The organism is Flavobacterium kayseriense (assembly GCF_014305095.1).
Lineage (GTDB): Bacteria > Bacteroidota > Bacteroidia > Flavobacteriales > Flavobacteriaceae > Flavobacterium > Flavobacterium kayseriense.
This window is the reverse complement of record NZ_JACRUI010000001.1, coordinates 815944-829456: the sequence shown is the minus strand read 5'-3', so window position 1 is coordinate 829456 and position 13513 is coordinate 815944. Positions and strand designations below refer to the sequence as shown.

Genomic DNA, 13513 nt, shown 5'->3' with positions numbered 1-13513 from the left:
ATGGGGGCTTAAATTGTTACAGGATATTAGTTAAATGTATAACGAAGACCTGTTTGAATTTGCCATCTTGAAGAATTCAATCCTACATCATCTAACTGATTAATGTTAGTAGCTGTTGTAGGGTTATATCTAAATGTTGGAGTGTTTGTTCCTGGTAAGAAACCGATTTGTTGAAGTAATTGCACTTGGTCATTACTAGCAAAATATCTTTTACCCCAGTTTTTGTTTAAAAGGTTTGTGAAGTTAAAACAATCAGCAGTAAATTCTATTGTATGTTTCTTTTTACCAATTGTAAACGTAAACTCTTGAGCGAATTTTAAATCCACAACGTGAGTTGTTTTTAAACGGTCACCATTACGCTCAGCGTACTGTCCTTTTCTAGAACTTAAGTACTCATTACCATCAATAAAAGCACTTAAAGCCTCATATTGCTGATCAGCTGTTAAACCACCTGTAGTACTAACTAAGTTAATTTCTGATCTAGAAGCTGGAACATAAATTAATGCTGAATTACTAAATGTATCTTGCAATAAACGTCCTGCATCGTTATAAACATAACTAATAGGTGTTCCTTGAGCTCCTTCGTAGAAGAAACCAATTCTTGTTTTTGTGAATTTATTCCACTTTAAAGTAGCATTACCGTTAGAAACGATTCTTCTTCCTGGATCGAAATCTGATCTAGAAGCAGTTAAGTAATTTGCACCATTAACTGATTCTGTATTATTCCATTGAGAACTGTTTTGAGAAGAAGTTGCATCTAACAATGTGTTAGATTCACCATAAGAGAATGTACCAGAAATATTAGCATCAATAAAGTCCGATCTAAAGTTCTTCGTTAATGTGAATGACACATTATATGAATTCCCTACACTTGTATTTGAACCTAAATATACCCCTAAATAAGATTGATCTACTCTCGTATTTCCGTTGTAACGAGGTCTAGTATCTGGACCTGATAAATTACTAACAGCATTTCCAATATTTAAATTCTCATATTTTACAGCAGAAATATTTTCGTTGTATGTTAATTCAGATGAAAACACAAAACCTAATGGTAATTTTTGATCTACTGCAAAACTTGATTTAAATACTTGTGGTAATTTAAAATCTTTTGCAAATAAATCAATGTTCCCTCCTGTACGACCAGAACCTGGACGTGGGTAAGAAGCTGGTAATGGTGCTATTTGACTATCTACACTTGGATTTGGATTAAATACTGGCATATCTGCTGCACTAGTAATCTGGATCGCTCCTTGTGTTAGACCGTTATTGTTATAAGTTCCTCCAGGCCAAACTAATGGTAATCTTGAAGTGAACACACCTAAACCTCCTCTAATTTGAGTTGTTTTATCACCACTAATGTCATAGTTAAAACCAACACGTGGTGCAAAATGTGGCGAAGTTTTGATTCTTGTACCTACTGAAGCTCCTTGTAAATCTTTACCCGCAGCTTGCAATAATGGAATAGTACGACTGTTAAAATCATTATTAGATAGACCGTTTTCCCAAACTGGAACATCGATTCTTAAACCATACGATAATTTAAATTTATCTGAAATAGCCATATCATTTTGAGCATAAACTCCAAATTGTTTAGTTCCAAATTCAGCTGCACCTTGAGAATCATCTCCACTTCCTCCAATTAAAGAGTAATTTAATAAATATCTGTTTGGTTTTCTATTTAACAAGAAATCATCTAACGAAGAGTATCTGTATCCACCGAAGTTATTACCAAAAAATACATTTTTTGATTGAGAAAACTCATTATGAGTACCAATTGTAATTTTATTTATTCCAGAATTAATAGTAAAATTATCTGTAATTGTTAAAACATTTTGGTCTAATAAATTCGCTGTTGAGAATGCCTCTGCACCAAAATAGATACTTTGGTTAGCTCCATCAAAAATCTGAACTGACGGGAATGGATCTCCAGATGGATCTCTATCATCGGCTACATTAGTGTAAGCAACCACTAAATTGTTAGAAAATTTATTTCCGAATCTTGAGTTCAACTCCACAGAAGTTGAATTTGTAACAGAGTTGAACAACTGGCTACCGTTAATAAAGCTAATAGCAGTTGCAGAAGAACGGCTAGGAGAAAATTGGTCCGCTTTAACATAACTGTGTTTAACAGACAGCTTATGATTATCACTCATGTTCCAGTCAATTTTAGCGATAATTTTATCACTTACTAAAGTACGAACATTATTATCAAAAGAACCTGGATCGTAACCGTAAGTCGCTAATTTTGTTCTTAACTCACCTAATCTACTTCCTGATAAACCTGTGTAAGTTGACAAATCAAAAGGTTGTGGTGTCTCATTATCTTGTTTCTCGTAGTTGATGAAATAAAATAATTTATCCTTAATTAATGCTCCACCAGCACGAACACCGTAGGTTTGAGCAGAGAAATCAGCCAATTTTTGTCTACCATTTGTACCAGCCAAAGAAGGTGGCGTTTTTGCAGCTAAAGTTTCATCTCTATTTAAAAAATAAGCAGATCCTTCAAAATTGTTTGTTCCAGAACGAGTAATAGCACTAATTGCACCACCAGCAAATCCTGATAACTTTACATCATATGGAGCAACACTTACTTGGAACTGCTCGATAGCATCTATCGATATTGGGCTAACACCAGTTTGACCACCATTAGTTCCATTTGCTGCTAATCCAAAAACGTCATTACTTACTGCGCCGTCAATATAGATTGCGTTGAATCTATTATTTTGACCTCCAATAGATAAAACGTCATCACCTCTTAATTGAGCTTGAGGAGTTAATCTTGCAAAATCTGCAATGTTTCTAGACAAAGTAGGTAATGCTTTGATTTGCTCTGAATTAATGATAGTTTGAGCACCAGTTCGTTGAGAACTAAAAGTATTATCTCTAGTTGATTTAACAACTACTTCCTTTAATTCGTTTGACTCTTCAGCCAAAACTACTCTGAAAGTTCTGTTTTCTCCCAATTGAAGATAAACTTCACTATCAGTAAAACTTGAAAAACCAACGAAAGTGACAGTCACCTTATATGGTCCACCAACTCTCATGTTAGAAATACTAAAATTACCCGTACCATCAGTCGATGCCGTGTAGCGAGTACCTGACGGAGTGTGAACTGCTAGGATAGAGGCTCCTGGCAATGTTTGCTTGTCCTTGTCGTAAACAGCTCCCCTAATAGAAGAGTTTGTATTACCCTGCGCAAAGATGCGAGGACTAGCACATAATAGTACTGCCAGTACAAAAAACAACTTTAAAAATTTTTTCATTTTGTTTAGTTTATTAATTTTTGGCAAAATTAAAACAATTTTACCTAGAAACGTTAACGCAATGTTAAGAAAAATATATTTTCATCGAAAATACTAGGACATAAAAATCACAAATACAGATATTTTACATATTTTTAATAATTTTACTACAATATTCATCTTAATTTTGACCCTATCGTTGATTAAACACTGCTTTGAAATAAATAATCAAATATAAAAAAAGCCAAAATTTGTTAAATATTTTGGCTTTCTTTATGAATGATGGATTTTGTTTATTAGTTTTTGGACATAAAGTAGTTCATTAAGAAGGTAGTAGAGCTATCATGCTGCTGCACTTGTTTTGCTTCTATTTCTTTTAAAATAGAATTAGCTAATTGTTTTCCTAACTCAACCCCCCATTGATCAAAACTAAATATATTCCAAATAATTCCTTGTACAAAAATTTTATGTTCATACATCGCAATTAATGAACCTAAGGATTTTGGTGTCAATTTATCAATCAAAATAGTATTCGTAGGCTTGTTACCTGAAAAAACTTTAAATGGCAGTAATTTTTTTGCGTTTTCGGGTTCTAAACCTTGCTTTTCAAACTCTGCTTTTACTTTTTCTGATGATTTGCCATGAAGCAAAGCCTCGCTTTGTGCAAAAAAGTTAGACATTAATTTATTATGGTGATCCTTATCTCCGTGTAATGGTTTTACAAAACCTATAAAATCAGTAGGAATCAGTTTAGTTCCTTGATGCATTAATTGAAAAAAAGCGTGCTGCGCATTGGTACCCGGCTCTCCCCATATTATAGTTCCCGTTTCATAATTAACTGCTTTACCATCTCGCCCTACACTTTTCCCATTACTCTCCATTGTACCTTGTTGTAAATAAGGTGCTAATTTTTGCAGGTATTGCGTGTAAGGTATTAATGCTTCGCTTTCGGCCCCAAAAAAATTGTTATACCAAATACTTAGCAGAGCTAAAACAACAGGGATATTATTTTCGAAATCCGTATCTCTAAAATGCTCGTCCATGTCATTCGCTCCTGATAGTAATTCCTCGAAATTAGCGTAACCAACAGCTAAACTAATGGTAAGACCAACTGCACTCCACAGTGAAAAACGACCTCCTACCCAATCCCACATTGGGAACACATTATCAGGATCGATACCAAAAGTAGTTACTTTTTCTAGGTTCGTAGAAACCGCAACAAAATGCTTGGCAATATCTTCTTGAGAAGCGGTTGTCAAAAACCATTTTTTAATGGTCTCTGAGTTACTTAATGTTTCCTGGGTTGTGAATGTTTTGGATACAATAACAAAAAGGGTTGTCTCTGGATCTAATTTTTTTATGACTTCATTTACGTGGTCTCCATCTACATTTGAAACAAAATGAACTTTTAAATGATTACTATAATATTGTAATGCTTCGACTGCCATTGCAGGTCCTAAATCTGATCCTCCAATTCCTATATTTACCACATCGGTAAATGGCTTTCCTGTATACCCTTTTTTAGTTCCTGAAATAATTTGAGCTGAAAACGCTTTCATCTTTTCTTTAACCTCATACACTTCTGGAACAACATTTTGTCCCTTCACCTCTACTATGGAATCTGCCTTTGCCCTCAATGCCGTATGTAGTACTGCTCTGTTTTCAGTTTGATTAATAATGCCTCCTTGAAAATATTCTTGGATCGCGCTTTTAAGTCCCATTTCATTTGCTAATTCAATTAAATAAGCAATTGTTTCTTGGTTTATTATATTCTTAGAGTAATCAATTAAAAAATCATTCCATTGCAAATTAAATTTATCTGCTCTTGCATTATCCTTAGCGAACATTTCTTGCATAGAAGCCTCTTTCATTGCTTTAAAATGTTCTTCTAATTTTTTCCACGAATTGGTTTCAGTTGGGTTATTTGTGCTTAAAGCCATTATTTCTACTTCTTACGATTAGTACTGTTTGCAGCAAAAATACTTAAATTCCTTCTAAATGATAAATAGATTAGTTAGATATAACAATTTAGCATTATTTATTTACAATAAAAAAGGAGCTATTACTTAGTAAGTAACAGCTCCTTTTTGAGTGTTTTTTATAATCATGGACTTAACCTAAGTTAATTATAAGTTACCTATACTATCTAATTCTCTTTTTAAAGGTTTAATAGCAGCCAAGAACCTTACTTTATTCTGCCCTTGCATGGCTTCTCCAGTAGGTAAGTTTAGCCTCAGAGCATCTACTTGTACCCCATTTTTCCAAAAACGATAGCAAACATGCGGTCCGGTAGCAAGACCTGTACTTCCTACTCTACCTATTACATCTCCTTGATTGACACGTTGTCCTTGACGCACCAAAATTTTGGACATATGCAAGTACTGCGTCGAATAAGTACCGTTATGTTTTACTTTAACATAATTTCCATTCCCTGCCGTATATCCTGTTCGCTCAACCACACCTGAAGCTGTAGTGGTAATAGGAGTTCCCGTAGGCGCTGCATAGTCAGTCCCTTTATGCGCTTTCCATCTGTGTTGCACTGGATGAAAGCGTTGCATGGTAAATCTCGAAGTAATTCTACTAAATTTAATTGGAGTTTTAAGAAAGAAGTTCTTAAGTGTTTTTCCTTCGTCATCATAATATTCTACTTTGCCTGAAGAGGGGTTTTGTTCGAATGGAAAGGCATAAATTATTTTTCCTTTGTATTCAAAAAATGATGCTTCTAAATCCTCTACACCATCATAGATAGAATCATTGATATACCTTTCAGTAAAAACAAGACCAAAACGATCTCCTTTTTTTAATTTAAAAAAATCGATTGACCAAGAATATACTTTTGTCATTTTACCTGCTAAAGCGGCTTGCACACCAGCATTTACTAATGTTTCTGACAAGGAACCTTTTAAAACCCCACCAATCATTCTTCTTCTAATCGTAACAGGTCTTACCTTTTTATAAGCTGAAACTACTGAATCTCTAAAATCGATTACATAATAACTGAGTGAATTGGGTTGGTAAATAAATACCTGAATTTTATTTTTCTTGTCCTTTGACCTTAAGATAGTGAACGCTTTGTTAGGCCTGATGGAACGAACATTAAAGGTGTCTTTTACTTTTTCGACAATATCATAAACTCTACGATCACCTAGGTTTTGTTTACTCAAAATTGTTCCAAATGTATCTCCTTTATCAACGGTATCTTGTACCACGTTAAAATTTGCAAAATTGAAACCAAAGTCAGAATCCTTGTCGATCCGCTTAACAACTTTTACTTTACTTTTATTATTAGATTCTTCTTTGGATTTATTACAGGCTATTATTGTAAGTAATACAATGATGATTATGAATAATTGTTTCAAACTTTATGTTTTTTTCTAATTGTACTTTATTTTAGTTTCCCCAATCAGCAATTTCTTGCACTGTCCACAACTCTGGGAAAAATATTCTTCGTTGGTACTTTGGGTGTAAATACTTTTTCCATTCACTACCACCTGTAGCTTCTCCATCTCCAATACCGCTTTGATCAATGTATTTAATAGCAACATTTAAGTGCTGCATTACCCAAGTTATATTAACGGTATGATCTAAGTGACGCATCGCATTCCTTAAGTCGGTGTTATTTTGATCAGCATCAGGTAACTGTTTGAATTTTTGCCAAATATTTATCGTATTATACTCCTTCATTTTTCTTATGAAAAGATCTTTGTACTTGCGTTCAAATTCTTCTAATAAGAACGATTTTTTACCAGTATGATAGTCTTTCCCAGCTGCTTGCCAATACAAATGTTCAAATGCATTTTCATAGGGAGTACTACGGTCAATATTTGCTCTAAAGCGATAATCAATAAGATTGATTAAATCAGTACAACAAAATTCAATAAGTCGGTATTGTGCACTTTGAAACCCACTTGCAGGAGTTAATGTATTTCTGAACTTCATATATTGCTCTACTTCCATACCATTTTCCATAATACTAAAGGATGTAGTTAGCATATCAAAATAGCGACTAATACGCATCACCCTTTCAGTAAAAAATGATGTCTCTAATTTAGAAGAATTAGAAATTTGGTCTATTTCCCAAAGAATCATTTTAAATATCAACTCATTAACTTGGTGGTACATAATAAAGACCATTTCATCAGGGAGAGTGGTTCTTTGTGTTTGTAAACTTAAAAGCGCGTCCGTCTGTATGTAATCCCAATATGTTATTGGCTTAGACCACAGCAAACCTTCAAGATGTGTCTCTGTTTTTTGGTTTATAGCCTCATATTTAAGTTCTATTTCATTTAAAATAGCCTCTGCATTATCACTAATGTTCATTATTTTTTAATTTTAAACGAATTTTTTAATCCTTTGAATGCATCTAGATCTGCTTTTATAGATCCTACCGCTAATTCAGCTTTAATTCGAATGGGTAATCTGTTTTCATCATCTGACACCCAAACAGTTAAACTCTCTTGTTCTTTAAAAACTCGACCTGATTGCACTAAAGGTCTAAATACCATTGCAGATACAACTCCAAATTTAGTTGTAATATTCTCTCTACCTATGAATTTTAACTTAAATTTTGTCGTTTCATCGTCAAAAAACATGTCGATAACAATTGACTCGCCAGGATTAATTTTATCAATCGTGGGATAATTCCTTAGGTAGTAAAATGCTGATAAAATATCTTGTGTATTTTTAGGAATAACAAATGCTTTCTCTGTATTGTTTTTATAATCCTTTACTGTGATTTTATTAGCAGACTGATTAAAAAAACCTTGTTGATTTTTCGTATACCCTCCTTCATTTATTTTTCGAACAAATTGAGTAGGGTTACCCGATTCTTTGTCAATATAGCTTTCGTATAAATCATCAACCTTAAAGAAAAAACGGGACATACCTGTGGTGTATCCTTTACCTACAACGTGAAAAGCTTTTTTATTATCAATCACTGCATCTTTGACTTCTAGTGTTGCGTAACCTGCATTTACAAAGCCATAGTGAATTCTAAACTTGAACCATTCGCCTGAGGTGTAGGCGTCATCGTTTTGAGAGTCAAAACTAACGGTTAGTATCAATAACAAGATCAGTATTATCTTTTTCATAACTTACTTTTTCTATTTATTGATGGAAGTTGCAAATTTTGTTCCAAATATATTAAAACAAAAAAACTCAGTCAAATAATGACTGAGTTTTTATGCTATTAACTAACCAAAAAACTATAAATTATGAAATTTATATCAAATCGGAAGGAAACCACCCCTTCCATTTTGCGAGTGCAAAGGTAGCTAACAAATCAGGATATGAAAACTAAAAAAAAAGTTTAACACATCATTAATAAAATCCGAACCGATTGAATGGTTATTTTTTCACATAATGCAAAAAAAAGCTCAATTTATAGTGTTCCTCGTAATTCCTGTTCGCGCTCTATGGATTCAAAAAGTGCTTTAAAGTTACCAGCACCAAAGCCTTTTGCCCCCATTCTCTGAATTATTTCAAAAAACAAGGTTGGTCTATCTTGCACTGGTTTAGTGAATATTTGCAATAAATACCCATCTTCATCGGCATCTACCATAATGGCTAATTTTTCGATTTCATTGATGTCTTCTTTCATCATACCCATGTGCGCTCCCAAACGTTCTGGGATTGCTTGGTAGTAGGTATGCGGCGGCGCTGATAAGAACTCCACTCCCCTTGCTCTTAATTGACTTACGGTTTTAATAATGTCATCTGTAGCAATAGCAATGTGCTGTATTCCTGGCCCTCCGTAGAAGTCTAAATATTCTTCGATTTGTGATTTTTTCTTTCCTTCGGCTGGTTCATTGATTGGGAATTTAATTCTTCCGTTTCCGTTTGACATCACTTTACTCATTAATGCCGAATACTCTGTTGTGATTTGTTTATCATCAAAAGACAAAAAGTTAACAAATCCCATTACTTCTTCATAGAACTTCACCCACGTATTCATCTCATTCCAACCTACATTCCCTACCATGTGGTCAATGTATTTTAAACCTGTAGGCTCTGGATTATAATCCGATTTCCATTCTTTATATCCTGGCAAGAAAACACCATTGTAGTTTTTACGCTCTACAAATATGTGAACCGTTTCACCATAAGTATAAATTCCAGAACGTACTACTTCACCGTGCTCATCTTTCTCTACAGTAGGCTCCATAAAAGAACGCGCGCCACGTTTCATCGTTTCCTCATAAGCACTTGTTGCATCTTCAACCCATAAAGCCGCTACTTTTACTCCGTCTCCATGTTTCTTAAGATGTTCGTGAATAGGTGAATCTTGTGTTAAAGGCGTCGTTAATACAATGCGTATTTTATCTTGTTTTAAAACATAAGAAGTTCTGTCTCGAACTCCAGTTTCTAAACCAGCATACGCCAATGATTGATATCCAAAAGCTGTTTTGTAATAATGTGCCGACTGTTTTGCGTTTCCTACGTAGAATTCTACATAATCTGTTCCTAATAATGGAAGGAAATCTTGTGCTCCTTCAAATATTTTCTCTAATCCGTATTCTACTGATTTTACTTCTTTTGCCATTGTGTTTATTTTTTGTCGGTTACTCATATAGATGATGTATCCGAATTATTTCTTTGAATTTTGATTTTTTTAGCCCTGATGGTAGCGACATCCTTTATGTTTTTTCTTTAAAAACATAAAGATATAGCGGACAGCAGGAAACAGCTCCTTACTGCAATTAGCGTTTAAAATTTACTCTAACCAAGATTTATAGTACTGACCATCGTCAAGTCCCATAGCTTCTTCAGTAACCATTAACGGACGGAAGGTATCAACCATTACAGCCAATTCCTCAGTACCGGTATGACCAATGCTGCGCTCCATAGCTCCCGGCGCTGGTCCGTGTGGAATCCCTTTGGGGTGTAAAGTGATGTGTCCTTGCTCTATGTTATTGCGGCTCATAAAGTCACCATCTACATAATAAAGCACTTCGTCACTATCAATATTGCTATGATTGTAAGGTGCCGGAACAGATTTTGGATGGTAATCGTACAGCCTTGGTACGAATGAACACACTACAAAGGTAGCCGTCTCAAACGTTTGGTGTACTGGTGGCGGTTGGTGCACACGCCCTGTTATAGGTTCGAAATTGTGAATACTAAATCCGTACGGAAAATTGTATCCATCCCAACCAATGACGTCAAAAGGGTGCGTTGCATAAACCACTTCGTGAATCATGCCTTCCTTTTTTATTTTGATTAAAAAGTCTCCTTTTTCGTCATGTGTTTCTAGCTCGTTAGGTAAGATAAAATCACGTTCACAAAACGGTGAATGCTCTAAATGTTGACCTGATTCGTTTTTATAACGTTTTGGCGTATAAAAAGGAGCAAATGACTCGACATAAAACAAACGATTCTCTTCGGTGTCGAATTGAATTTGATATATAATTCCGCGCGGTATAATTAAGTAATCTCCGTACTCAAAAGGAATATTCCCTAACATAGTACGTAATTTTCCTTTTCCTTTGTGGATGAAAATCATCTCATCAGCATCGGCATTTTTATAAAAATATTCGGTTAGTGATTTTCTAGGTGCAGCAAGACCTATGGTACAGTCTTTATTGACTAATATCGCTTTGCGACTTTCTAAAAAATCGTCAGCCGGCTTTAATTCAAAACCTTTTAATAGTAAAGATTTAATGTTTTTACCGATGGCAATTTTAGGTTCTACTGAATATGATTTTAGAATTTCTTTGACCTGTGTTGGTCTGTGTACGTGGTATGACAATGAGGCATGACCATGAAACCCTTCGGTTCCAAATAATTGTTCGTAGTAAAAACCTCCATCTGGCTTTACAAACTGTGTGTGACGCTTTTGAGGGAATGTCCCTAGTTTATGATATAATGGCATAATTTTTTGTTTAAAAGTGTAACTAAATTAAGCGAGATTGCTTTGAAATTTGCTATTCTAAATCAAAAAAAGATGACTTATTCAGGATTTCTCTTGATAAGGAATTGAAGATACTCTAGTAAACCTGCCCAATTTGTTTTCATTATAACAAATATCGGAATTATTATTGAAATAAATTAAATTTAAAACACAAATCCCACACTAAACCAAGTATACCCCTTAGCCGTTTCTGGAGACCAACTATGTTTTATTTCGAGAGGCCCTATTGCGGTTTCTAAACCATAACCTATTGCGTATCCTGAATATTTAGGTATTGAAATCCAGTCTACTGAGTTATAAATATCATTGCCTATATTAGCAAAATTAGCTGTAAAATTTAAGTGATTATTTTTAATGATTTCGTAGTCAAAATTCAATGTAGATTTGATGTAGCTATTACCGGCTAAACTTAAAAAATCATAACCATAAAAATGCCTGAAATTATTGATGGTATTAAAACCATAACCTCCTAAAACAAAGTTTAGATAAGGAACACTGTCGCTACCAAAAGTAAAACCTGCCTCAGTCGCTATTTTTATAGTCGCGTGCTTAAATATAGTTGCAGCGACTCCAAAATCAGCTTTAGCGATAGAAAATGGATTGAAATTATTAGTGTAATTTGACGAAAGCAAATAAGACTGTATATCCCCCGAAAAGAACAATCCTTTAGATGGAAAATATTTATTATCAAGCGTGTCATATTTCAAATAACCAAATACACTTCCGTATTGGCTTTTTTCAATAAATTGACCAGATGCATCGAGCGTAGGTGAATTAATTCGAAGGTCTTTGTACTCAATACCAGCACCCAATAAAAACTTTTGCACGAAAAGAGACTGAAAATACAGCTGGTTTGTAAAGTCTGAATAATCCATATTGATAGAGTTTACACTCGTGTCAATAGAATTTAATCCGCTTAACTCTTTCGCCACGTTGCGATTAAACTGATTGAACTGAGATTTAAAACCTAAGCTTAAATTATATCCGTTCTCTATGTAATAATCAAAATTGTATCTAAAATTATCTCCTAAAACGATATCTAGCGAAGCGATGTCATTTTTAAAGAGGGTTTTCTTTCTCGTTAGGTTAACTAAAACCGCACTTTTGAACAAACCATCATAATGTAAACCAAATTTAAGGTAGGTTTGCGTAGGATTCTCAACTAAATTTAGGTTTAAATTATCCTTGCCATCAGGCCTTTCGTCTAATGAATAATCAATTGCGCTAAAATTTTGAGTGGCATTTATATTGTTAATTCCCTTTATTAGTTGGCTGTAAGCAATTTTAGTCCCAGGCTTAAACCTTAACTTACCCGTCACATATTCCTTAGTATAGTTCGATAGCGGGCCTAAATTAATCTTATCAATTTGCAGGCTATCAACCTCTAATTTTAGTTTTGGCTTTTCATATCTCTTAGCTCCTTCGCCTAGAGGTTTCAATTTTTCATAAACTGCAAATGCAGCATCTTCCCCTTTTTTAATAATTTCTTTTCCTTTATCAAAGGATATTACGCCGTAATCTCTAATATCTGGTTTTATATAAATATCTGTTCTTTTAATATTCTCTTTCATCTTTTTAATGGTATTGAGATTATTAATTTGTACCAGAATCTTAGTAGCGTCTTTTAGCGAATTTCTTTTTAATAAATCATCCTGAACGTCGACCCCTATAATAATGTCAGCGCCTAACTTTCTAACTTCATCAATGGGATAATTATTAGTAACACCGCCATCTACAATAAGTCTTCCGTCTATTACTATGGGAGAAAAAAGTGATGGAAATGCTGAGCTCGCTATAATAGCTTGTGCTAGATTTCCCTTATTTAAAACTACCTGTTCTCCTGTTTCAATATCAGTTCCAATACATAAAAAAGGTGTTGGTAAATTTCGGAAATCACGTTGGTACCTAACGCTTCTCGTCACACTACTGAGTAAATTAAAATTGTACATACCCTTAGATAAGGCTTCAGGTATACCCACTTTGAATTTATTAAATGGCAACACTAGAGCATACAGCTCATCATTCCTTTTTTCGTAAAAATTCTTAGATGATCTAGGTATAAAATCATTAATCAACTCATCAAAATTAGTCGATTGAAAAATAGAATCTATTTGAGCAGCATTGTATCCCGTCGCATAAAGCCCCCCAATGACTGAGCCCATGCTTGTGCCCCCAATATAATCGATCTTTACACCTGCCTCTTCTAATACTTTTAAAACTCCTATGTGTGCAAACCCCTTAGCACCACCACCACTAAGAACCAACCCTACTTTAGGTCTGTTTTGCTCCTGTGAATAAGAAATCCAGCAACTAAGAAAAGCCAATATTGATAAAGTGATGTTTTTCATAAATTGTTTTT

At 34.2% G+C, this 13513-nt stretch carries 8 protein-coding genes; all 8 read right to left on the bottom strand.

All coding sequences use genetic code 11. The features are described from left to right. Positions 1-26 precede the first annotated feature (26 nt). Entirely contained in the window at positions 27-3266 is a 3240-nt protein-coding gene (locus tag H8R22_RS03510) for a TonB-dependent receptor (RefSeq protein WP_187008911.1), read from the bottom strand. A gap of 275 nt (positions 3267-3541) precedes the next feature. Then, positions 3542-5185 (bottom strand): glucose-6-phosphate isomerase, encoded by a 1644-nt coding sequence (gene pgi / locus H8R22_RS03505; protein WP_187008912.1) that lies wholly within the window; start codon positions 5183-5185, stop codon positions 3542-3544. 186 nt (positions 5186-5371) lie between these two features. Then, entirely contained in the window at positions 5372-6604 is a 1233-nt protein-coding gene (locus H8R22_RS03500; RefSeq protein WP_187008913.1) for a M23 family metallopeptidase, read from the bottom strand. Positions 6605-6635: 31 nt separating this feature from the next. Beyond that, complete coding sequence (locus H8R22_RS03495; RefSeq protein WP_187008914.1) at positions 6636-7565, bottom strand: tryptophan 2,3-dioxygenase family protein; 930 nt, start codon at positions 7563-7565, stop codon at positions 6636-6638. Then, on the bottom strand, positions 7565-8335 hold the full coding sequence (locus H8R22_RS03490) for a DUF3108 domain-containing protein (protein WP_187008915.1): 771 nt from the start codon (positions 8333-8335) through the stop codon (positions 7565-7567). The genes H8R22_RS03495 and H8R22_RS03490 overlap by 1 nt, the downstream gene beginning before the upstream one ends. Before the next feature lie 290 nt (positions 8336-8625). Next, a complete protein-coding gene (gene hppD, locus H8R22_RS03485) occupies positions 8626-9786 on the bottom strand; it encodes a 4-hydroxyphenylpyruvate dioxygenase (protein WP_187008916.1) in 1161 nt (386 codons plus the stop codon). Positions 9787-9957: 171 nt separating this feature from the next. Beyond that, positions 9958-11115 carry a homogentisate 1,2-dioxygenase gene (locus H8R22_RS03480; RefSeq protein WP_187008917.1) on the bottom strand — a complete coding sequence of 386 codons (1158 nt, stop codon included), beginning with the start codon at positions 11113-11115 and terminating at the stop codon, positions 9958-9960. A gap of 182 nt (positions 11116-11297) precedes the next feature. Next, complete coding sequence (locus tag H8R22_RS03475; protein ID WP_187008918.1) at positions 11298-13502, bottom strand: patatin-like phospholipase family protein; 2205 nt, start codon at positions 13500-13502, stop codon at positions 11298-11300. Positions 13503-13513: the final 11 nt, after the last annotated feature.